The sequence below is a fragment of the Vibrio halioticoli NBRC 102217 genome (assembly GCF_000496695.1).
In the GTDB taxonomy this organism is placed as follows: domain Bacteria; phylum Pseudomonadota; class Gammaproteobacteria; order Enterobacterales; family Vibrionaceae; genus Vibrio; species Vibrio halioticoli.
Map to the genome: position 1 here is coordinate 1 of NZ_BAUJ01000025.1, position 24094 is coordinate 24094.

Annotated in this window: 19 protein-coding genes; 9 read left to right on the plus strand and 10 right to left on the minus strand. The window is 43.9% G+C overall.

The genetic code is table 11. From position 1 onward, the window contains the following. The first annotated feature begins 109 nt into the window (after positions 1-109). The 3 genes from VHA01S_RS08935 to VHA01S_RS08945 all read left to right on the plus strand — a co-directional run bounded on the left by VHA01S_RS08935 (position 110) and on the right by VHA01S_RS08945 (position 2566). Complete coding sequence (locus VHA01S_RS08935) at positions 110-1114, plus strand: lipid A deacylase LpxR family protein (RefSeq protein WP_023404040.1); 1005 nt, start codon at positions 110-112, stop codon at positions 1112-1114. Positions 1115-1241: 127 nt separating this feature from the next. Beyond that, complete coding sequence (gene pflA / locus VHA01S_RS08940; protein ID WP_023404041.1) at positions 1242-1976, plus strand: pyruvate formate lyase 1-activating protein; 735 nt, start codon at positions 1242-1244, stop codon at positions 1974-1976. Positions 1977-2065: 89 nt separating this feature from the next. After that, positions 2066-2566 carry a YfbU family protein gene (locus VHA01S_RS08945; RefSeq protein WP_023404042.1) on the plus strand — a complete coding sequence of 167 codons (501 nt, stop codon included), beginning with the start codon at positions 2066-2068 and terminating at the stop codon, positions 2564-2566. 54 nt (positions 2567-2620) lie between these two features. Here VHA01S_RS08945 and VHA01S_RS08950 read toward each other — a convergent pair whose 3' ends face one another. Next, positions 2621-3310, minus strand: a complete 690-nt coding sequence (locus VHA01S_RS08950) for a MipA/OmpV family protein (protein ID WP_119006066.1) — start codon at positions 3308-3310, stop codon at positions 2621-2623. A gap of 255 nt (positions 3311-3565) precedes the next feature. Here VHA01S_RS08950 and VHA01S_RS08955 point away from each other — a divergent pair, with 255 nt between their 5' ends. From VHA01S_RS08955 to VHA01S_RS08965, 3 genes are all read left to right on the plus strand, one after another. Further along, the gene (locus tag VHA01S_RS08955) at positions 3566-5500 is read left to right on the plus strand and encodes a PrkA family serine protein kinase (RefSeq protein ID WP_023404044.1); all 1935 of its coding nucleotides are present in this window, start codon (positions 3566-3568) and stop codon (positions 5498-5500) included. A gap of 155 nt (positions 5501-5655) precedes the next feature. After that, complete coding sequence (locus VHA01S_RS08960) at positions 5656-6930, plus strand: YeaH/YhbH family protein (protein WP_023404045.1); 1275 nt, start codon at positions 5656-5658, stop codon at positions 6928-6930. 23 nt (positions 6931-6953) lie between these two features. Continuing rightward, the gene (locus tag VHA01S_RS08965; protein WP_023404046.1) at positions 6954-8480 is read left to right on the plus strand and encodes a SpoVR family protein; all 1527 of its coding nucleotides are present in this window, start codon (positions 6954-6956) and stop codon (positions 8478-8480) included. 76 nt (positions 8481-8556) lie between these two features. Here VHA01S_RS08965 and kdsB read toward each other — a convergent pair whose 3' ends face one another. The 5 genes from kdsB to VHA01S_RS08990 are packed head-to-tail and all read right to left on the minus strand — an operon-like array spanning position 8557 to position 14554. Continuing rightward, a complete protein-coding gene (kdsB, locus tag VHA01S_RS08970; protein WP_023404047.1) occupies positions 8557-9312 on the minus strand; it encodes a 3-deoxy-manno-octulosonate cytidylyltransferase in 756 nt (251 codons plus the stop codon). Between the two features lies 1 nt (position 9313). After that, on the minus strand, positions 9314-9493 hold the full coding sequence (locus tag VHA01S_RS08975; protein ID WP_023404048.1) for a Trm112 family protein: 180 nt from the start codon (positions 9491-9493) through the stop codon (positions 9314-9316). Then, on the minus strand, positions 9483-10481 hold the full coding sequence (gene lpxK / locus VHA01S_RS08980) for a tetraacyldisaccharide 4'-kinase (protein WP_023404049.1): 999 nt from the start codon (positions 10479-10481) through the stop codon (positions 9483-9485). Before lpxK ends, VHA01S_RS08975 begins: the two co-directional genes overlap by 11 nt. Positions 10482-10484: 3 nt before the next feature. Further along, positions 10485-12233: a lipid A ABC transporter ATP-binding protein/permease MsbA gene (gene msbA / locus VHA01S_RS08985; RefSeq protein WP_023404050.1), complete on the minus strand. Its 1749-nt coding sequence runs from the start codon at positions 12231-12233 to the stop codon at positions 10485-10487. A 32-nt stretch (positions 12234-12265) separates the two neighbouring features. After that, the gene (locus tag VHA01S_RS08990) at positions 12266-14554 is read right to left on the minus strand and encodes a DNA internalization-related competence protein ComEC/Rec2 (RefSeq protein ID WP_023404051.1); all 2289 of its coding nucleotides are present in this window, start codon (positions 14552-14554) and stop codon (positions 12266-12268) included. Between the two features lie 8 nt (positions 14555-14562). Here VHA01S_RS08990 and VHA01S_RS08995 point away from each other — a divergent pair, with 8 nt between their 5' ends. Next, positions 14563-15090 carry a DUF2062 domain-containing protein gene (locus VHA01S_RS08995; protein ID WP_023404052.1) on the plus strand — a complete coding sequence of 176 codons (528 nt, stop codon included), beginning with the start codon at positions 14563-14565 and terminating at the stop codon, positions 15088-15090. A 123-nt stretch (positions 15091-15213) separates the two neighbouring features. Here the strand turns inward: VHA01S_RS08995 and lolE are convergent, their stop codons facing one another. Genes lolE through lolC form a run of 3 tightly spaced genes read right to left on the minus strand, consistent with a single transcriptional unit; the run spans position 15214 to position 18369 of the window. Beyond that, a complete protein-coding gene (lolE, locus tag VHA01S_RS09000) occupies positions 15214-16458 on the minus strand; it encodes a lipoprotein-releasing ABC transporter permease subunit LolE (RefSeq protein ID WP_023404053.1) in 1245 nt (414 codons plus the stop codon). After that, positions 16455-17168, minus strand: coding sequence for a lipoprotein-releasing ABC transporter ATP-binding protein LolD (gene lolD / locus VHA01S_RS09005; protein ID WP_023404054.1), 714 nt, complete (start codon positions 17166-17168; stop codon positions 16455-16457). Before lolD ends, lolE begins: the two co-directional genes overlap by 4 nt. Beyond that, a complete protein-coding gene (gene lolC, locus VHA01S_RS09010) occupies positions 17161-18369 on the minus strand; it encodes a lipoprotein-releasing ABC transporter permease subunit LolC (protein WP_039970541.1) in 1209 nt (402 codons plus the stop codon). The genes lolD and lolC overlap by 8 nt, the downstream gene beginning before the upstream one ends. 228 nt (positions 18370-18597) lie before the next feature. On the opposite strand from lolC, the gene mfd reads away from it, so the two are divergent. Beyond that, positions 18598-22053, plus strand: a complete 3456-nt coding sequence (gene mfd, locus VHA01S_RS09015) for a transcription-repair coupling factor (protein ID WP_023404056.1) — start codon at positions 18598-18600, stop codon at positions 22051-22053. A gap of 164 nt (positions 22054-22217) precedes the next feature. Further along, a complete protein-coding gene (locus tag VHA01S_RS09020; protein WP_023404057.1) occupies positions 22218-23000 on the plus strand; it encodes a peptidoglycan binding protein CsiV in 783 nt (260 codons plus the stop codon). 76 nt (positions 23001-23076) lie between these two features. Here VHA01S_RS09020 and VHA01S_RS09025 read toward each other — a convergent pair whose 3' ends face one another. Continuing rightward, positions 23077-23958, minus strand: coding sequence for an amidohydrolase family protein (locus VHA01S_RS09025; RefSeq protein WP_023404058.1), 882 nt, complete (start codon positions 23956-23958; stop codon positions 23077-23079). Positions 23959-24094 lie beyond the last annotated feature (136 nt).

The window sequence follows — 24094 nt, forward strand, 5'->3', positions numbered from 1 at the left end:
GCATAGGACAATGCCTGAGAACGGAAACGACAAGTTAATTACTGCAATGAGTATTGTTATGCTTGGTACAAGTTGTCACAACAGGATGTTGATATATATATGGAGTAGTATGACCAATTTCTTACCGATAACACGCTGGGTTATCCCTAGTCTCATCGCGATAATCCCACACATGTCGATAGCAAAACTAAACAGCTCTATTAACTTAGGTATTGATAACGATGGCATAGTGACCACCGACAAAGATTACACCAATGGTTTGTTTTTAACTTATTCCGACCATTTTCAGATCAAGCCCGATGGATTTCTTGATTCTCTTCCCGGAACTCAATTTAGCGCAGCCTCAAATGACGATCTCATTCGTAAATACAACATTGAGATTGGACAACAAATGTGGACCCCTGCAGATATAGAAAACCCAGATCCAATTGCAAATGATAGGCCCTATGCTGGCTTACTCTATCTTTCTTCAACTTTGTATTCTATCGCACCCTCGGTCATTAACAGTTATCGCTTGCTCATTGGTACCGTTGGCCCGAACGCCTATGCAGAAGAGTCACAAAAATACGTGCATGGCATAATAAAGTCCGCCGACCCTAAAGGTTGGGATCATCAGATCAGCAATCAATTCGTCTTTAATCTTGGTTATCAACGAGTTGATAAATGGTACCAATCGGATTTTAGTGGTTCTACAACGCATGAAGTCAGTACCCCTACTCGACTACTAATCGGGAACTATAAAAGCGAGTTGGCGACGGGTCTCATGTGGCGCTGGGGCCGCGAGTTAAATCATAGTTTTGGAAGCGCACGAGTAAGCAACGAATCAACCCTAGATCCTAGCCTTATTGTCCGTGGTAACACCGGTTGGTATCTTTTTTCAGGAATAGAAGGCCGAATTCGATTTAACGATATTACTATCGATGGCGATCGTCCTGATGAAGGAATTACCGCCGATGAAGTTGAACATTTTCAAGGCACAGCCACTATTGGTGTGACTGGGTATTACCATGGATGGGGCGCCAGTTTAGCCCTCTCGACTAAGAGTAGTGATTACAAAGAAGACCAAAACTCAGTACATACCAACGGCTCGTTTGCTTTTTTCTGGCTATTTTAGCGTGGCCTTGCTGTTATTTTGTGCAGTTCTGACAATTAGAAAGCCTTTATGTAAACTCTTGCCTAGGTTATACCCTTTGTTTGTAATACACTTATCCCAGTCTTAAACGTTAGAATTGAGAGCGTCTATGAAAGGTAAAATTCACTCATTCGAGTCATGTGGAACAGTTGATGGTCCTGGAATCCGTTTTATTGTATTCCTACAAGGTTGTATGATGCGTTGTATGTACTGCCACAACCGTGACACATGGGATACTCATGGTGGCAAAGAAGTTTCTGTTGAGGAACTCATTACAGAAGCGAAGTCTTATCGTCACTTTATGAATGCATCTGGTGGTGGTATTACCTGCTCTGGTGGCGAAGCTATGCTACAACCTGAGTTTGTACGCGACTTATTCCGCGCAGCTCAAGCTGAAGGCATCCACACTTGTCTAGACACCAATGGTTACGTTCGTAAGCACACAGATCTTATTGACGAAGTATTAGAAGCCACTGACTTAGTCATGCTTGATATCAAGCATATGAAGGACGAGATTCACCAAGATTTCATCGGTGTATCGAACAGACGTACTCTTGATTTTGCACGTTACCTACACAAAATTGGAAAGAAAACATGGATTCGTTATGTTGTCGTTCCAGGCTATACCGATGATATGGAAGCTGTGCACATGCTGGGCGACTTTATCAAAGATATGGATAACATTGAAAAAGTAGAACTTCTGCCGTACCACAAGCTTGGTGCGCACAAATGGGAAGCTCTTGGTTATGACTATCCATTAGAGGGTACAGAACCACCTTCAAAAGAAACAATGGATGAGATTGTTAGCGTTCTAGAACAATATACCGACATAGTTAAATATTAATCTTGCTCCTATCCAACAAACTGGTTTTTAAGAGCTTAAGTTTGTTGGTTAGAAAAAAGCAAATATCAAGGATATAAAGGAAACTATTTATGGAAATGACTAACGCACAGCGTTTGATCCTTTCGAACCAATACTACTTAATGTCAAAGCTTTCACCTGAAAACCAAGACAAGTACGAACGTCTACAAACTATTGTAGAACGTGGCTATGGCTTACAAATGCGTGAACTAGACAAGGACTTTGGCTCTATCAGCGAAAGTGGCTGTCGTGATGTTATCGACATCATGGAGATGTATCACGCAATGCAGGAGTCTTTCAAAATGCTGCAGGCTTCTGAGCAAGCCAACGTTGATAAACGTCGTCTAATGTTCTTAGGCTTTGATATCGCAACAGAAGCAAGCCTTGTGAATTATGTTCGCTTCCTAACTGACTCTGAAGGTCTATACCCTCAGTTTGATAAAGCGAATCATCACTTTAACAGCCAAATGCCTATGTTAGAAAAATACATCCGTATGCTAACAACATGGCGTAATTGTCCTCGTCAATACCACTTATGCGCTACTGAAATCACTCAGATTTTTAACGCATAAAGAGGTCAATATCCGGTTCTGCCTACCACAATGTCTTGGCAGAACCCCGATATTTTAAAAGGTATACACAAGCCCTGCGTTTACATTAAAAGAGTCTGTACTATCTAGTAACGGGCTCTTTTCTAAATCCCCTTCCAAATTTGTATAACGCACACCCGCTGTCCCCACAATACGCTCGGTAAATTTGAATACGCCGCGTAAACCTAAGAAGAATTGCCCATCACCATCGGGAGAAAAAGCTTCTAAGCCTGCAATTCGATCCGCTTCTTGTTGGGAGACACCGTACAAGTGGTTATTTAATTTCGATGAATTCCACGAATACCCTACCGATGGGCTCAACAACCAACGCGGGCCACGAAAAGGGATTCGATACACAGTTTCAGCGTATAAACCATCGTGTACACCAAGAACATCACCGGCAAAAGTCACTTCAATCTGACCAATAGATCGATTGGAATATTGGTAGCTTACGCCACCTAATGCCGTGCTTTTTCTTTTATCCACTTGGCGAATAATGGGGTCGTCAGAATCCGACGGTTGCAGAGTTCTTGGATCATAGGCAAGACGGAATACTAAATTATGCGGCGAGCGTCGTTTCCATACTCTATAACCTGCAGTAAACCCTCTTAAATACAGATGTTCGCCTTCATATCCTATGATAGGGATGACGACTTTATTTGATGGTGTGTCTTTATAAACGACAGGAGAATAGGACGCTCCTACCCCTAAAGACCAGCTGGCCATTGCAACACTCGGGGTGAACAAAGCTAGCCATATCGATAACTTCAACCATTTCACTCGCTTTTCCTTTTGCTTTTCGTTTTACTTCATCCATGAACTATTACATTACCATACGTACTTACGAAGGGTTATTTTTTTACTGACAAACAAAAAAGTTTTTATATTTCAAGCAAATCTCTTTTTCATGACTAATCTTATAAATGGGGTAAGCGTATTGATTGACGTGAGTCTTATAACAGTTTAAAGGGGATTTTTGTTATGAGTATTTTTGAGCATTTTCAGCACAGATACGAAGCTGCAAAGGAAGAAGAGCTATCCATCCAAGAGTTTTTATCTTTATGTCGTGAAGATAAAATGGCGTATGCCAACTCTGCTGAGCGTCTTTTGCATGCCATTGGCACACCTGAACTGGTCGATACCGCACTCGACCCACACCTGAGCCGTATTTTCTCCAACCGTGTAATTGCTCGATATGATACTTTTAAAGACTTCTATGGCATGGAAGATGCGATAGAACAAATCGTCTCTTATCTTAAACATGCCGCGCAAGGCTTAGAGGAAAGAAAGCAGATTCTTTATTTGCTTGGTCCTGTTGGCGGTGGTAAATCCTCAATTGCGGAAAAACTCAAAGCGTTAATGCAGCAGCAACCTATTTATGTGCTGTCGGCTAATGGTGAACGTAGCCCGGTTAATGACCACCCATTTTGTCTGTTTGACCCCATCGAAGATGCTGAGGTTTTACGTAGTGAATATGGCATAGATAAACGTTACTTGCGCTCCATCATGTCTCCGTGGGCGGCTAAACGCCTGCATGAATTTGGTGGCGACATTGCTAAATTCAAAGTAATAAAACTGCGCCCTTCTATTTTAGATCAAACCGGCATTGCTAAAACTGAACCGGGTGATGAAAACAACCAAGACATTTCCTCACTGGTCGGTAAAGTCGATATCCGCAAGTTGGAACATTATTCACAAGACGACCCTGATGCGTACAGTTACTCCGGCGCATTGTGTAAAGCTAACCAAGGTCTGATGGAATTTGTAGAGATGTTCAAAGCGCCAATTAAAGTGCTGCATCCCTTGCTTACTGCCACTCAAGAAGGCAACTTTAACGGCACAGAAGGGCTCTCTGCCCTGCCCTTTGACGGCATGATTTTAGCGCACTCTAATGAATCGGAGTGGCAGACTTTCCGCAACAATAAAAATAACGAAGCCTTTTTAGATAGGGTGTACATCGTTAAAGTCCCATATTGTCTTCGCGTATCAGAAGAAGTGAAAATCTACGACAAACTATTAGAAAACAGTGAGCTCTCTAACGCCCCTTGTGCACCAAGCACCTTAGACATGCTCGCGCAATTTAGTATCCTTTCTCGTTTAAAAGAACCAGAAAACTCGTCTATTTTCAGTAAGATGCGCGTTTACGACGGTGAAACGCTCAAAGACACAGACCCGAAAGCGAAAAGTCATCAAGAGTATAAAGACTTTGCCGGCATGGACGAAGGCATGTCAGGGCTTTCAACACGTTTTGCCTTTAAGATCCTATCGCGCGTCTTTAATTTCGATCAAACCGAAGTCGCCGCCAACCCAGTACACCTCTTTTATGTGATTGAACAGCAAGTAGAGCGTGAGCAATTTCCTGCCGAACAAGCAGAGCGCTACCTAGAGTTTCTTAAAGGCTTCTTAGTGCCTCGTTATGTCGAGTTCATCGGCAAAGAAATTCAAACGGCCTATTTGGAGTCTTACTCAGAGTACGGACAAAACATCTTCGATCGCTACGTCACCTACGCTGATTTCTGGATTCAAGATCAAGAATATCGCGATCCCGAAACAGGCCAATTGTTTGATCGCGCTTCACTAAACGGTGAACTGGAAAAAATCGAGAAAACAGCTGGTATTAGTAACCCTAAAGATTTCCGTAACGAAATCGTCAACTTTGTACTGCGTGCTAGAGCAAACAATGGTGGCACTAACCCACTCTGGACCAGTTACGAGAAGCTACGTACGGTGATTGAGAAGAAAATGTTCTCCAACACCGAAGAACTATTACCAGTAATCTCATTTAATGCGAAAACATCCACCGACGATCAGAAAAAACACGACGATTTTGTCGCCAGAATGATGGAGAAAGGCTATACCGAGAAACAAGTGCGCTTACTCTCCGAATGGTATCTACGAGTACGTAAATCGTCATAAACGTAAATCGGCGTACCTGCGTTGCTATACCAGCAAAAACGAGTCACTGGCATAAGCGGCAAAGGTAAGAACCACAGCAACTTGCTGTAGTTTAGGGAGGCTTGTAGCTCTTAATATTACAAGCCATTCCTTAGCAGGAGTGATAGGGGTAGCGCATGGCTCAATTTATTGACCGAAGACTGAATGGTAAAAATAAAAGCACTGTCAATCGACAGCGCTTTATTCGTCGCCATAAACAAAAGATAAAAGAAGCGGTGTCGGATGCGGTAAATCGTCGTTCAATCACAGATACCGAAAACGGGGAAGATATCACTCTACCTAAAAGTGACATCTCTGAACCGGGTTTTCATCAAGGACAAGGTGGACTAAGAGAAAAAGTCCACCCTGGCAATGATCAATTTATTCGCGGCGATAAAGTCGAGCGCCCACCCGGCGGTGGTGGCGGAAAGGGCGGTTCAGGTCAAGGTGACGCCAGCGCAGATGGTGAAGGTGCAGACGAATTCATCTTTCAAATTTCTAAAGATGAATATCTCGACATCTTATTTGAAGATCTTGCCCTTCCTAATCTGCAAAAAAAGCAAGTCAATCGTATTACTGAATGGAAAACCCATCGCGCCGGTTATCAAACTGCAGGTATTCCATCCAATATTTCGGTCATTCGTTCCTTAAGGCAATCGCTAGCAAGACGTACCGCCATGTCCGCCGGTAAGAAACGTCTATTGAAAGAACTTGAACAAGAGTTGGCTGGATTGAAAGAAAATGAACCCGCCAAGCCTTTAGAAGAAAAAGACATTAAGGTGCAAATAGAAGAGCTTCGCCAAAATATTAAACGCGTACCCTTTATTGATACCTTCGATTTAAGATACAAAAACTACGAAAAACGCCCTATTCCTTCTAGCCAAGCTGTTATTTTCTGTTTGATGGACGTATCTGGCTCAATGGATCAAGCCACTAAAGACATCGCCAAACGTTTTTACGTATTGTTGTATATGTTCTTAAATCGCACTTATGAAAACGTCGAAGTAGTGTTTATTCGCCACCACACACAAGCTAAAGAGGTGGACGAACATGAGTTTTTCTACTCTCAAGAAACCGGTGGCACAATTGTATCTAGTGCCTTGAAGTTAATGGACGAAATAGTCAAGGAACGTTACCCGACCAATCAATGGAACATCTATGCTGCGCAAGCATCAGATGGCGATAATTGGGCTGATGATTCTCCTCGATGTAAAAAAATTCTAACCGAAGATATATTACCTATTTGCCAATATTACTCGTACATAGAAATCACGCGCAGAAGTCATCAATCGCTATGGCATGAATACGAAAAACTGCAAAATGAATATGACAGTTTTGCAATGAAAAATATTCGAACGGTAGAGGACATCTTCCCTGTATTTAGAGAGCTGTTTCAAAAAGAGCACAGTTAAGGGAATACAAGTAAGGATACGTTATGTCAGCAGAAACCAAATCTAAAACACTTCCCGATGGACCGGATTGGACGTTCAGTTTATTAGAAGAATACCACCAGCAAATTAAGCGTGTGGCGAAACACTATCGCCTTGACACTTATCCCAACCAAATCGAAGTTATCACCGCAGAGCAGATGATGGATGCTTATTCCAGTATTGGTATGCCTATCAACTATCACCACTGGTCATTTGGCAAGAAATTCATTCAGACCGAACAAAATTATAAGCATGGGCAAATGGGGCTTGCCTATGAAATCGTCATCAACTCTGACCCTTGTATTGCCTATTTGATGGAAGAAAACACCGTCACCATGCAGGCGTTAGTGATGGCGCATGCCAGCTATGGTCATAACTCTTTCTTTAAAGGTAATTATCTATTCAAGACATGGACCGATGCTAATTCCATTATTGATTACCTTATCTTTGCCCGTAATTACATTAGCCAATGTGAAGAAAAACATGGTGTTGATGAAGTCGAAAAACTGCTTGATTCCTGCCATGCACTAATGAACTACGGCGTAGATAGGTACAAACGACCTGAAAAAATATCCATTGCTGAAGAGACCATTCGCCAACAAGAGCGCGAGCAATATCTACAATCTCAAGTGAATGAACTGTGGCGTACGGTTCCCCAAAATAGCGAACATGCCAGCAGTCAGAAAAAGCGTTTTCCTTCAGAGCCACAAGAGAATATTCTTTACTTTATCGAGAAACACGCCCCACTTTTAGAGTCATGGCAACGAGAAATAGTGCGTATCGTGCGTAAGGTCAGCCAGTATTTTTATCCACAAAAACAAACTCAAGTTATGAATGAAGGATGGGCAACATTTTGGCACTACACCATCCTCAATCATCTTTATGATGAGGGAATAGTATCGGATAAGTTTATGCTAGAGTTTCTGCACAGCCACACTAGTGTGGTTGCACAACCTGCCTACAATAGCCCCTACTTTAGTGGCATTAACCCATATGCTCTGGGCTTTGCCATGTTTCAAGACATCCGCCGAATCTGCGAGCAACCCACCGATGAAGACCGAGAATGGTTCCCAGATCTGGCTGGCAGCGACTGGCTACCTGCGGTGCATTTTGCGATGCAGAACTTCAAAGATGAAAGTTTTATCAGTCAGTATTTATCGCCCAAGTTGATTCGAGAATTTAAACTGTTTGCGGTAAAAGATGACGATCGAAAGAACTACATAGAAATAGATGCTATCCACGATGAGAGCGGGTATAAAGAAATAAGAGAGAAACTGGCCGCTCAATATAATCTGAGCAACTTAGAACCTAATATCCAAGTATGGAACGTAGATGTGAGAGGCGATCGCTCTCTTACCTTGCAACATATCCCACACCAGAGGGTACCGCTCGATAAAAGCTATGATGATGTACTTAAGCACCTTTACCGACTCTGGGGCTTTGACGTCATCTTAGAAGAACTTAAAGAATCAGGACATAGAGACATTCTGGCGACTTGTCCGCAACGCAGTAATTTGGGCACCAACATTTAATCGTAATCATCACCACAAATAGAAAGGGAAGCCCAAATGGCTTCCCTTTCTCATTAAGCTTATCACTTAATCTTTATCATTTAGTTTGGTTTAAAAAGGCTCTAACCGCTTCTAAATCTTCTAAGGTATCGACGCCCGGTGGCGGTGTTTGTTTTGCTAGCGCAACATGGATTTTCTCGCCATACCACAGCACTCGCAATTGCTCTAGGCTCTCGATTTTCTCCAGCGCCGTTGGCGCCCAATTAATATAACGATTAATAAAGCCTGCGCGATACGCATAGATACCTATGTGCCTCATCAATGGCTGTTTTAGCACTGATTTATCATTGGCAAATTGATCGCGATCCCAAGGGATACTGGCGCGACTAAAGTACAAAGCATAGCCTTGTTGATCCGTCACCACTTTAACGGCATTAGGGTTAAAGGCTTCTTCAGCCTCTTCAATGGCAACGCCTAAAGTTGCCATTGGCGCAGTAGAGGCCGCTAAGTTATCAGCCACTTGCGCAATAACCAACGGTGGAATTAACGGCTCATCACCTTGAACATTGACCACGATTTTATCATCGGCAATGCCCATTTTCTCGACCACTTCCGCTAAACGCTCAGTGCCCGACTCATGGCTAGGTGAAGTCATACAAACTTGGCCACCAAAGCCTTTAACTACCACGGCAACACGCTCATCGTCTGTCGCCACAATCACTTGCTCTGCGCCCGATTGAATCGCTTGTTGGTAAACGTGTTCAATCATAGGTTTACCACAGATATCGGCTAACGGTTTACCCGGCAAACGAGTCGATTGATAGCGCGCAGGAATGATGACAGTGAAAGCCATTTTAACGCCCCTCATCCATAGACATAGTGCGAGCCTCTGGCTCAAGAAGCACTGGAATTCCCTCTTTGATAGGGTAAGCTAATCGATCTAATTTGCACACTAGCTCGTTCTTGTCTTTATCAAAAGTCAGCTTCCCTTTACACACTGGGCAAGCAACGATCTCTAACAATCTATGATCCATATTCCTTTAATACCTCTTGAATTTTATTCATTATTTTTTGGCGATTGTCATCGCTAATTTGCGCAGATACAGGTAAATACCACCAATTATCATCAGCAAATTCACGGCATTTCACCGCATCTTTTTCGGTCATAATCAATTGTTCACCATCGGCCAACAATGACACTAAATCTGGTTTTAATAAGGCTTTGTGATCGGCAAATCCAGTACACTTATTTAGCTGTGCGTGCAATGTGTTCAACGTATCAAAAAATCGTGGTGGATGACCAATACCGGCAATTGCACTTAACGGGCCTAATTCGGCTACCGACTTTTGCTCACCCGTCACCAAATTCACAGCCAACGACGGTTGCAGTGTCATCGCTATTTCATTGGTTTTAGCTTGGCCACCGTTCGTAATCAAAAAATCCACTTCATTAAGGCGCTGCATACCCTCACGCAAAGGCCCTAAAGGAATCAAGCTTTGATTACCAAAGCGGCGTTTACCGTCGATAACGATAAACTCGATATCTCGTTGTAAGGCGTAATGCTGTAAACCGTCATCGGTAACCACTATATCCACATTGTATTGCAACAAATGTTGTACAGCGTTAGATCTTATTGGATCGACAGCAACCACAGCGCCGGTGCGCTGGGCAATGAGTTTTGGTTCATCACCGCAATATTGAGTCGGAGTATCATCTGTCACGAGTAATGGATAACAAGGGGCTTTAGCGCCATATCCACGTGATACCACACCAACCTTAAGCCCCAATGCTTGCAAGCTCTCCACTAGCCACACCACCACGGGCGTTTTGCCATTACCACCAGCGGTTATGTTCCCTACAACTACAACCGGCACAGGCGCTTTATAGCTTGGTTTGTGACCTTGTAAATACGCCTGCTTGCGACTTTGGCTAATCCAAGTAAACAGCTTACTCAATGGCCACAGCAGTGGCCAAAATAACCAGCGTAACGGATTGCGACTAAACCATAATATGTGTATCAAGTTCTAGTCACCAAACTGGATTTTATGAAGTTGTGCGTACGCTTCACCCAGAGCAAGTAGCTCGGCATGTGTACCACGTTCAATAATTTCACCATCGTCGACAACTAGAATTTCATCTGCGTTTTCAATGGTGGACAGTCTGTGGGCAATGACCAGTACCGTTTTATCTTTTTGTAGCTCATCTAGGGCTGATTGAATTGCTCGTTCAGACTCAGTATCTAACGCCGAAGTCGCCTCATCCAAGATAAGTACAGGCGCATCGCGTAGCAGTGCACGAGCAATAGCCACACGTTGGCGTTGACCGCCAGACAGGCTAGCACCGTTTTCGCCAATCATAGTATCTAAACCATCTGGCATGTTCTTGGTAAACTCTAATGCGTGCGCCAACTTAGCAGCGTGCTCAATTTGCTCTCGGGTATATTCACCCTCAGCGGCGTAAGCAATATTATTAGCTATGCTGTCGTTAAATAGATGCACATTTTGCGAAACCAAACCAAACTGCTCACGTAGATTAGTCAGTTTATACTGATTGATGTTCTCGCCATCTAAACAAATCTCACCATCATCTACCTCATAAAAACGGGTAAACAGGTTGGCAATGGTACTCTTACCTGAGCCCGACCGCCCAACCAAGGCGACGGTTTTACCTTGCGGAATGGTAAAACTGACATGCGACAAGGCGGCTTTTTCTTTTCCTTGATAGCTAAAGGTTACGTCTTTTACTTCAACCAGACCGTTAGCTCGTTCAATCTCAATGCTACCGGTATCTTGTTCGGTTTTTAAATCCATCAATGAGAATAGCGTTTGTGCCGCCGCCATACCTCTTTGGAATTCAGAAGTCACATTGGTCAAAGATTTAAGCGGTCTCATCATGCCAAACATGGCGGTAAAGATAACCGTAAACGCACCTGGAGTAAGGTCTGCTCGTACTTGATCAAAACTGGCTAGGTATAACACCGTCACCAATGCAAAAGAGGCAATCAACTGCACGATAGGGTTAGCTGCTGCTTGCGCAGTCACCATTTTCATCGATTGTTGACGCATTTTATTGCTGACTTGGTCAAAACGTTCTTCTTCTATCTTTTGACCGCCGTAGCTTAGAACAACCTTGTGCCCTTTGAGCATTTGCTCCGCTGATGAAGTTACACTCCCCATCGCGGTTTGCATATTTTTACTGATTTTACGAAAACGCTTCGATACCACACGAATAGCAAACGCCACTAGCGGTGCCACTACCAATAAAACCAAAGACAACTGCCAGCTGTTCCAAAACATCAGAACCAGCAAGCCAATAATGCTTGCGCCTTCACGTACTAGGCTGACCAAAGCTTTACTGGTTGCAGCTGCCACTTGCTCACTGTCGTAGGTAATACGAGACAATAAGCCACCGGTAGATTCACGGTCAAAAAATGGCACGGGCATGTGCATGAAGTGATTGAATATGGCGCGTCTCATTAGCATGACAACGTTGCCGGATACCCAACTCAAACAATAGGTAGAAACAAAGCCAGATAGGCCTCGGATAATAATCATGCCGAAAATAATAAATGGCAGGATTTTTAAGAAATTTGACTCAATATCACCAAAGCCTTCATCAAGTAGTGGCTTCAATAAAGAGATCATATAGGTGTCAGCCGCCGCATTCACAATAAGTGCTATCGCAGCAACCACGAGCCCTAGTTTATATAAACGAACGTACTTCCACAGTCGTTTAAAGGTTTTCCATGTCGACTCGTCATCAAGTTGTGTCATAAGAATTGCTTTATTTTTTATTCAGTTAATTACTATTCTACTCTGTTCCGCAAAATCTGCCTATACCAAGCATCAGTTTGTCGGTGACGTATTGTACTAACCTGTACTTTTTCACTCAAAAATTGCACAGTTACCTGCCCGTGAGTCCCAGTTTCAAACCACTTAGTAGCGAAACGTTTATATCTATCGACCACTTTTTGGCTAGGAAGTAACCAGCGACCTTGCTTGGCAACCGAGACTATGGCGATATCTGCACCAACCTGCTCAATAAATGACGTTGTTGACGAGGTATTACTGCCATGATGAGGCACTATCATCACCTCAGATTGTAAATCTGAGTATGCTAAATGATATTCCGCTACAGCGTCGATATCCCCAGTTAATAGCAGTGAATGTTGTCCATCCGATACACGAATCACACAAGAATGGGGATTAAATGCCCGAGAAACTGCCTTTGGCGGCCACACCATGGCAAAGCTTAAACCTTGCCACCACCAAAACTGTCCACGCACGCAAGGCATTGCGCGACTATCGCGTTGCGGACTAAATACTAAAGGGGGTGAAAACTGCTGGATAATATCTTCCATACCACCTTGATGGTCGTTATCCCAATGGCTGATAAATAGCGCATCTAAACTGGCGCCGCGACGCATCAAAATCGGCGTAATAATAGACTCAGCAATGCTACCCTCTTCCCAACCACTTCCGGTATCGTAAAGTAGTGCTCTCCCATCCGATTCAATTAATATGGCAAGCCCATGTCCAACATCTAATACATCCACTTGCCAGTGAGGTTGATTCACCGAAGGCGTAAAGGGAATGTAACTCAACGCAATAGAGCCAAGCGCGGCAAACAAAGCCAAAGTTCGCAACATCCCTCTTAAACACAAGGCACTGAAAACCGTCAACATACATAAAATCTGTAAGTTTGAAGCCTGAATCCACAGCATCGAATAAGATTGAGTAAATGAGACTAAATACTGTAAAAGAGTCAGCCCTTTATCTGCCAAACCGAATAATGCAGAGCCAAGCACGGTTGAAAAGGCGTTGCTGATAATGCCTGCCAGCAATAAAGGCACCACATATAATGAAACTAAAGGGATTGCCACAGCATTAAATAGAAATGATAACCAAGCTACGCCGCCTAAAATCAACGCAGAAATCGGCGCAAGTCCAACACTCAAATACAGTTGTACTCGTAACCAGATGCGCAACTTGCGCTGTTTATTTGTGTGTTTATTTCTATCATCAAGCTTGCCGTTACTTAATGGGGCAATATGGTCTAGCGCCAACAATATTACCGCAACTGCCCCTACGCTCAGCCACAGACTACTCGATACCGCCGACATTGGAGAGATCATCAAAACAATTGCCAGAGTGAGCCATAACACTCGCCAACGACTTATGCGTATACCAAGCAAGAGCATCAGCGAGGCAACCACACACATGATAAGGGCACGCTGGGTAGGCAAGCTAAATCCCGCTAGCCAAGCATAAAAACAAGCCACTGCCACTGCGCTAAACAAAGGTAACCACATCAATTTTGGTAGGCCAACACGCAAAATATGCCCAAGCCACCAACCCACCATATACGCAAGCCCAATATGTAAACCAGAAATCGCAATCAGATGGGCAAGCCCTGTCTGCTTTAAGCTATGCCACTGCTGTTTATCGATAAGTGAACGCTCACCAAACAACAGCGCCAGCATTAAGGGTTGTGACTTAAAATCCAAGGTTTGTTGGTAAATATCAGCAAACCACTTCCCCCTTAGATCCGGCGCTGAAATCCGTTGTAACACCTTAGTGACTTTGGCTTGGGCTAACACTCGTTGCGAAAAATAATATTTCTCCGCATCGAAGCCTGCTTCATTTAATACCCCATGTATCGGCTTTATATCGACAGATACCCGCCATATTTCACCAAGTTGCATTTGTGATGCTTGCTCAACGGGTATTTTTAACAGTACTTTTCCGCTAAAATTTGTATCACATGCATAAATTTTTAATATGTTAACTACTGAATTTGCAAAATAAAGATTTGATCTAAGCGTGCTGTCTATCTGAATATCTATGGTAAGATTCTCAGTACAATCGAACAACGTATTGGCGTCTCGTACAAAAGCATGACTCTGTACTAGACTAATCACTGATGCCAACAAAATGCCCAGAGCCCCTCTGTACATTTTTATTCGACAACAGAGCAATACAGTTGCAAGTATTGGAACAAGCCAAGCTAACTCATAACGAGTGTGCCAGTGCATTGCCGCGACAATCGTCGCTGAAAATGAAATTAGATTCCAGTTACCTAGTAAGAGGGCCATTTTCCCTTATGCCTAGAAAATTTATTCAACGCTTCATGCCAGACCATGAACTGATTAAACGTCAAAAAGCGCTTAGGATATTTGGAAATGTTCTCTATAACCCTAACTTGTGGGTTTTGAATCGCCGCTCAGCATCTGGTGCATTTGCTGTTGGGCTATTCATGTGCTTTGTACCACTTCCAAGCCAAATGATTATGGCTGCAGGGTTGGCCATCGCATTTGGAGTGAACCTTCCGTTATCTGTCGCATTAGTGTGGATCAGTAACCCAATTACCATGCCAATTATGTTTTATCTGGCATATAAATTAGGGGCATGGGTCATGCAATTGCCCACCCAATCGTTCCACTTTGAACTGTCATGGGACTACCTAATCTCACAAATGTCGACCATAGGTCCTCCATTTTTATTAGGTTGCGCGATTTGTTCTGTCGTACTTTCTATTACCGGTTACTTTGGTATTCGTGCCCTATGGCGATACTCTGTGGTTCGCAGTTGGCAAAAAAGAAAGTTAAAGCTGAATCTTTTTGCTAAATAATCAAAACAGACTCACTGTTAAAAAATAGACATAAAAAAAGCGTTGCTTACTCAGCAACGCTTTTTTAATTCTTTATTCATACCAGATGTCGCTTCAAACACACATCAGCATGACTTATAACCGCTATTTTGCACTCAAGACGCTAGCCGGATTCAACTGACTTGCCTTGCTGGCAGGATACCATGTAGCTAATAAACTCAATATAATTGCGGTGCCTGATACCAGCAATACATCCATAGGGTTTACCTGCGAAGGCAAAAAGTTCACAAAATACACATCCCCAGACAAGAACTTATGCCCAATAATACGCTCGATTAACTGTACAATTGAAGTCAGATTTAACGCCACTAGTAAACCCAACGCACTCCCTGCCAATGAACCTAGTACTCCAGATAACACGCCCTGCCACATAAATATGGCTTTAATCAGAGAATCTTGCGCGCCCATAGTGCGCAAAATAGCCACCTCTGCGGCGCGATCTTTTACCGCCATCATCAGCGTAGACACAATATTAAAGCAGGCCACACCAATCACCAGTACCATCACCAAGTACATAATGGTGCGCACCATCTGAATATCGCGATAAATAAAGCCAAACTCTTGTTTCCAGCTATTGATGTACACATATACAGGTAAGCGATTACCAATCGTGCGCATCAAATTTGACGCATTAAACACATCGGTGGTTTTTACCGAAATACCCGATACGCTATCACCCATTGCCAGATACGATTGCGCATCTTGCAGCGGAATCAACGCCAGTCCATGATCAAGCTGTCCACCTAAGGTGAAAATGCCGCTCACCTTTAACCGAACTCGCTTTGGTGCTTGAGTGCGACCATTTTTTGCCGCCACCGGAATCATTAACGAGATACCATCACCCACAGCCACGCCCAATTGCTTAGCAATGCCCTGTCCGAGTATTACCTGATTTGATCCAGCCGTAAAATGTTGCCACGCATCACCTTGTATAAATTGCGATAATTTGGTCACTTGGCTTTCAAGTTTCGGGTCAACGCCTCTCACCTGTAGCGCTTTTAAATGCTTACCTTTCTCGGCAAGCGCGGTAAAGGTGACAAAGGGGGCAGCGGCTTGCGCCTGTGGCTGCTTCTCAATCAACTGCACTAACTGCGGCCAATCGGCTAACGGTTTATTTACCGAAGTGAAATCGCCATGCGGAACCACTGACAAAACGCGATTTTCTAACTCGCGCTCAAAACCATTCATCGCCGACAAGCCAATAATAATCACCGCAACGCCGACCATGATGCCTAGCGTGGAAGACAAAGAGATAAAGGAAACCATTTTATTGCGCTGCTTAGCGCGACTAAAACGACCACCAATAAAAAGCGATAAGGAGTTAATCACTCGACGACCTCTTCATTTACTTGCACCAACAGCCCATCTTTCATGTGCATTTGTCTATCCATTTTCTCAGCCAGCTCACTGTCGTGAGTGACCACCAAAAACGCTGTGCCTGATTTTTGATTAAGCTCGCGCATTAAGTCATAAATGCCTAACGCGGTTGTGTGATCAAGGTTACCAGTGGGTTCATCAGCAAGCACTAGCGATGGCTTATTCACCAACGCTCTTGCGATAGCCACTCTTTGTCTTTCTCCACCTGAGAGCTCTGATGGTCGATGTTCAAGGCGATGTTCTAAACCGACTCGGGTTAACAACTCACGCGCCGCTTGTTTGGCTTTTTCTGGTTTTTCTCCACCAATTAACAGTGGCATTGCCACATTTTCCAGCGCCGAGAAATCCGCTAACAAATGGTGGAACTGATACACAAAACCAAGATGTTGATTGCGCAATTTAGCTTGTTGGTTGCTGCTTAATTTCCCTAAATCTTGGCCATTAAAATGCACATCACCAACGGTTGCGTCATCCAACGCACCTAGAATATGCAGTAAAGTACTTTTACCTGAGCCTGAACTGCCAACAATAGAGACCAATTCGTTGTGAGCAATTGTAAAACTCACTCCACGCAGAACTTGAGTATCAACATTCCCTTCAAGGTAGGTTTTTTGTACATTGTGACACTCTAATACATTGTGACACTCTAATAAATTACTCATATCTTAACGCCTCAGCGGGTTTAACCGATGCAGCTCGGTAGGAAGGATAAAGGGTAGCGATGACGCTCAAGCAAACCGCTAAGCCCACCACTAATAGTACTTGTTGGTATTCAATTAAAATGGGCAGTTGTCCGCCGTAGGTATATAAAGAAACGCCAAGCGCTTGCAAAATACTGTTTAAATTACTAGCCAAAACGACGCCAAGAATCCCGCCAAACACTGCGCCAACAACGCCACTGCTTGCTCCTTGCACCACAAAAATGCCCATGACTTGCTGCTTGGTCATACCTTGAGTTTTCAAGATAGCCACCTCAGCTTGTTTTTCCATCACGACCATGATCAGCGCCGAAATAATATTAAAGGCCGCCACACCCACAATAAGCCCTAACATTAGGCCCATCATGCTTTTTTCCATTTTGACTGCTTGAAATAGCTCGCCTCGTTGAGCTCGCCAATCTTGCCATGTCCAACCCTTATCCAATGGCATAGTCGCGAGCTGACTCACCGCAAAAGGATCGTCCAAATACAGACGCCAACCACTCATCTGCTTACTGTTCATTTTTAGTAAACGTCCCGCATCTTCAATATTGGCCACCATTAGCTGACCATCCACATCTGAGCCGGTATTGAAAATGCCCGATACGGTAAAATTTCGTTGACTAGGAATGCGGCCTATCGGTGAATATTGGCTGGTGCTGGTGACCATCAAACGTACTTTGTCACCCTTTTTCACTTGCAGAGTACGCGCCAAAGAGTGCCCAATCAATAAGTGATATTTCCCTTGTTCAAGGGAGTCGACACTGCCCGACAACATAAACTGGCGCAGCGGTTCATCACGGCTACCTTCAATGCCAACCAACTGCCCAGCGGCAAGATGATCAGGGCTTTGCAATACCGCTTCGCTAGACACCACAGGCACACTTTTAACTAGGTGTGGTAAATTGGCAATAAACTCGGGAGGATGCTCAGTGCGCACGGTTTTACCGGATACGTCACTGACAATAGCTTGAGGAAGCACGCCTAAAATGCGCCCTTTTAACTGCCCTTCAAAACCATTCATCACCGACAATACAGTGATCAAAGATAATACGCCGATAGTAATACCTGCGGTCGACATATAGGACACAAACCGACTAAATCGATCTCCTGAGCGTCCTCTTAAATAGCGCAAGCCAACATAAAGTGAAATGGGTCGAAACATAACCAACCGAATAATAATTACAGTGCCATTAATGTAACCACTAATTAGAGCTTCGAGTAGTGTTTGATTCTATTTTTAAGCCGAATCATTCACAAAACGTCAATAATTGACCAATCACACCACAATTCCGCCTTTTTTCATCAGTTATTAATAGATAAACGCCCTAGGGTTTACGATAATCAGGTACATTACTACGCAGATCATTTTATCTTGGAATCTCACAGTCTTATGGATAACCACTCGCTTTTTGCTTTACCTATAGCGTCCACTTCGGGCGATAGAAAACAGCTAGGTAACCTACAAGGTGCATCACTGTCTATTGCTGTGGCGCAACTCGCCAAACAGCATCAAAATCCGATACTATTAATCGTCAGTGATCCACAAACAGCAATAAAGCTACAAATGGAACTAGAGCAATTTAGCCCGGTTCCTATCTCGGTATTTCCAGATTGGGAAACCTTACCCTACGACAACTTTTCTCCGCACCAAGATATTATCTCTGATCGCATTGCAACCTTGTATCAACTGCCAACGTTAAGCCAAGGTATTGTGATTGTGCCAATCAGCACGCTATTGCAAAGACAATCTCCGCGAGAGTTTTTACTGCAACATACCTTGATGGTGAAAACCGGTGATTTGTTCTCATTAGATAAACTCAGATTACAGCTAGAAAAATCCGGCTATCGCAACGTTGACCAAGTTTTTGGGCCGGGTGAGTACGCCAGTCGCGGTTCTATTTTAGATTTATTCCCTATGGGCAGCAGTGACCCATTCCGCGTGGACTTTTTCGATGACGAAATAGACACCATACGCACTTTTGATCCTGAAAATCAGCGTTCTATCTCTGATGTGAACGAGATCAGGCTGCTACCTGCGCATGAATTCCCAACCGATAACGAAGCCATTGAAGATTTTCGTATCCGCTGGAGACAAAAATTTGATGCGCGCCGCGAGCCAGAATCTGTCTATATGCAGGTCTCTAAAGGCACTTGGCCTGCGGGCATAGAATATTGGCAACCGCTATTCTTTGATCATACCGAAACCTTATTTGATTATCTGCCACAGCACGCACTGCTGTTATCAGTCGGTGATATTGAGTCGGCTATTGATACCTTCCTTACTGATGTGGATTATCGCTACGATCAGCGCAAAATTGACCCTTTGCGCCCGCTACTTGAACCTGCCGAATTGTGGATGAAAAAAGACGAACTGTTCGCCTCCATCAAGCAATGGCCGCAAGTTAAACTGAATAAAGAGACCATTGACGAAAAGGCAGGCCGAGTCAATTTACACATTGAGGCACTGCCAGCACTAGCGGCGGCTCCACAAACCAAAGAGCCGATGTCGGCCTTGCGACAATTTAGCGAAAATTACGCAGGTAAAGTGGTATTCTCGGTTGAATCCGAAGGTCGCCGCGAAGCATTAATCGAATTATTAGCGCCCGTTAAAATATTACCCAAAGCGGTAGCAAATTTAGACCAAGCTCTCGCCAGTAAAGATAAGTTCAACCTCATCTTAGGCTCATCAGAGCACGGCTTTATCCACCATGCGCCCGATTTTGCTTTAGTGTGTGAAAGCGACCTACTTGGCGATCGCGTTATACAGCGACGCAAAAAAGACAAACGAGCCGTCAACAGCGATACCGTTATTCGCCACCTAGCCGAGCTTAAACCTGGGCAACCTGTCGTGCATTTAGATCACGGCATCGGCCGTTACTTAGGGTTGCAAACACTTGAAGCGGGCGGCATCACCACAGAGTACGTGACCCTTGAATACCTCAATGAATCCAAGTTATATGTGCCGGTATCATCACTTAACCTCATTAGCCGTTACTCCGGCGGCGCTGAAGACAGTGCGCCACTGCATAAATTAGGCAGCGAGTCATGGACTAAAGCACGCCGTAAAGCGGCTGAGAAAGTGCGCGATGTGGCCGCTGAATTGCTCGATGTGTATGCCAAGCGTGAAATTAAGCCCGGTCATAAATTTAAGCTCGACCGCGAGCAGTACGCACAATTTAAAGCCGGCTTCCCATTTGAAGAGACCGATGATCAAAACCAAGCCATCAATGCGGTGCTCTCTGACATGTGTCAAGCCAAAGCCATGGACCGCTTGGTGTGTGGTGACGTAGGTTTTGGTAAAACCGAAGTGGCATTACGCGCCGCCTTTGTTTGTACCGATAACGCCAAACAAGTGGCGGTGTTAGTGCCGACTACCCTTCTTGCTCAGCAACATTTTGAAAACTTTAGAGACCGTTTTGCCAATCTACCCATTCGCGTTGAAGTGCTCTCACGCTTTAAAAGCGCCAAAGAGCAAAAACAGATTTTGGCGGATGTTGCCGATGGCAAAGTCGATATTATTGTCGGCACGCATAAACTGCTGCAAGACGACATTAAATTTGCCGATTTAGGTTTGTTAATTGTCGATGAAGAGCACAGATTTGGCGTAAGACAAAAAGAGAAGATGAAAGCGATGCGTGCTGATGTTGATATTTTGACTCTGACTGCAACGCCAATCCCACGTACGCTAAATATGGCAATGAGTGGCATGCGCGATTTATCCATCATTGCGACGCCACCGGCTAGACGACTGGCGATAAAAACCTTTGTCCGTCAAAGTGATGATGCCATTGTGCGTGAAGCGATTTTACGTGAAATCATGCGTGGTGGTCAGGTGTACTTCCTGCATAACCAAGTCGATACCATACACAAAGTGGCCGAAGATTTGGCTAAATTAGTCCCAGAAGCACGTATCACCACCGCTCACGGACAAATGCGTGAACGTGAACTGGAATCAGTGATGAATGATTTCTATCACCAACGCTTTAACCTGCTAGTGTGTACCACCATTATTGAAACGGGCATTGACGTACCCACTGCCAATACCATCATTATGAACCGCGCTGATAATCTTGGTTTAGCCCAGCTTCACCAGTTGCGTGGTCGTGTGGGTCGCTCGCACCATCAAGCTTATGCTTATTTACTCACGCCTCATCCGAAAGCCATTTCTAAAGATGCGGCCAAACGCCTTGAAGCGATTGCCTCACTTGAAGATTTGGGAGCAGGCTTTACCTTAGCCACGCACGATCTGGAAATTCGCGGCGCCGGTGAATTACTCGGTGATGAACAAAGCGGTCAAATCCATACCATAGGTTTCACCTTATACATGGAAATGCTGGAGCAAGCTGTTGAGGCACTAAAAGAAGGCAAAGAGCCTTCTCTTGATGATCTTCTGCGCGAACAAACCGAAGTCGAACTGCGTCTTCCGGCTTTGCTGCCTGACGATTATATCCCAGACATCAGCACTCGCTTGTCTTTGTATAAGCGTATTGCCAGCGTCAGCGATGATCGTCAGCTAAGCGAAATGAAAGTTGAGCTCATCGATCGCTTTGGGCCACTACCAGATGCAACCAAAAACTTACTGCAAGTAGCACAAATCAGACTGGCGGCTGCCGCCATTAAGGTCGATAAGGTCGAAGCGCATGATAAAGGCGGTTTCATTGAGTTTTATCCTGACGCGGACATTAACCCTATGTACTTGGTTAAACTACTGCAAAGTCAGCCCAACAAATTTGCCATGGACGGGCCAACGAAAATTAAGTTCATGCACAGTTTAGTTGACCGCCGTGACCGTATCTCTTATGTAACTGACTTAATAGAAGAGTTTGCTAAAAATAGAGTCGCATAAACAACCACTTGCAGTAGCATTAAAATGATATCTGCTATACTGCGTAAATCTAAGGAATATTGCTCTTTCATGATAGTTTTACTCATAGTAACCTTGTCATATTCACAGCGATAACCTTTAAGTATTCATAAAGATAAACGGCCTTTGATAGCCATGGAGCCAGAATGAAAAAAATTATTCCTCTATTGATGATGCTTTTGCTGATTCCTAACTTAGCACAAGCTCAAAAGAGAGAATTTGATGTTGAAGTCTTGATTTTCAAGCGTTCAATTGATCCAGAAACAACCGCAGAATCATGGCCAAATGAGCTGACTAAAATTGATTTACAAGGTAGTGCACCTTTTAGTGATGCCAATTACAGACATAAAAAAGGCGTACAAATGCTTTCTTATGATCACTATAAGTTGCTAAAAGAGCGTGATGTACTGAAAAGTCACGCCGGATTTGAAGTCTTGTTTCATAAAGCATGGCGTCAAGGCGATCACGGCAAAGCCAGTGCGCCAGTCTTTCATGTTCAGGCGGGTAAAAGTTACGCCAACACCTTCAATGCTGATGGTTCGCAAATCGATGCCGATCATCCAAGAGTGGATATGAAAACTCCGCTGTATGAGCTAGACGGTAAACTGCAGGTTTATGTACAACACTACTTATTCCTAGAGACGCAACTTGATTTACATGCGCCGAGTGTTCGCAGTATCACCTTTACTGAAAAAACACCGGAGCAATTAAAAGACAGCGAAAACTTTTCCGTATTAGCGGATACAGAAACCGCGGATGCCAATGTTCAAGCCGGTAATCTGGAACAAGTATCACCGAAGAAAGTCGAAGAGACATTCTTGAAAAGCTATCGTATGGATCAGAAACGTCGTATGCGCAGTGGCGAAATCCACTATTTGGATAACCCGTTAATGGGCATGATTATTCAGGTTAGACGCGTCGCGCAATAATCCATGATATCCAGTCATATAATGCAAAAATGGCTTCCTGTTTAGGAAGCCATTTTTAATTCAAAACCATAAACTATCAATCAAACCCGTAGAGCTTAGCGGGGTTTTGTACCAATATTTGTTCAACTAATTGCGCGTTTGTTGCTTGCTCTGCCAATAAATCTAGCATACTCACATCATTGGGCATTTCTCGCTTATTGATGTATTCACTCGGATGCGGCCAATCTGAGCCCCACAAAATGCGGGTCGCTCGCGCCTCCACCAGAGCTTTACCAATGGCGATATTGTCACTATAGTGCGGCGCACCAATGATTGAGTCTTGGTATGCGGAAGAGATTTTTACCCAAGCTCTATCTTGTTGCATTAATGCGCTCATTATCTCAAAAGCAGGATGCAAAATGCCATTATCAGCAGGCAGTTGCCCACGATGATCAAACACAATTTGGCACGGCAAGCTTTCTAGCACAGATTTAAATTGAACGATAAGATCTGCTTTGATCCAAAAACAGATATGCCACCCTAGCAAGGCTAAAGCTTTAGCGCATTGACGAATAAAATTCTCATCAAAATCGTCACTACAGGACACCGCAAAACGAATCCCACGTACTCCCAGTCGATGCATTAACTGCAACTCTTCTCGACTAGGCAAGCTACTGATCGCAATCACCGCCCTTGCACTGCTGCCCATATGAGCCAGCGCATCTAAAGTACAGCGATTGTCACTTCCATAGGCCGAAGGCGTCACGATAACGTTTCTATCAAAGCCAAACCGCTTTTTTAGCATCCTGTAACACGCTACGGTTGCAGGTGGCATATTACTGGTATCACTTTTGCGATACTCAAACTTTACTGGATCAAAAATATGATGGTGAGTATCACACGCTCCGGCGGGAATAGACAATTGTGGAAGGTTTCTTCCTGTTGAATAAGGCACTTGCGCAGGGATGGTATGCGTCATTACTTAGAATACTCCAGTTTGCTAGATCCATCGTTAACTATACGAATATGTATAGTTCAATTTTATACGATTGGCTGTAAATTACTGATTTTATTATTATATCAATCACACTAAGTAAATAATCATAAATAGCGCA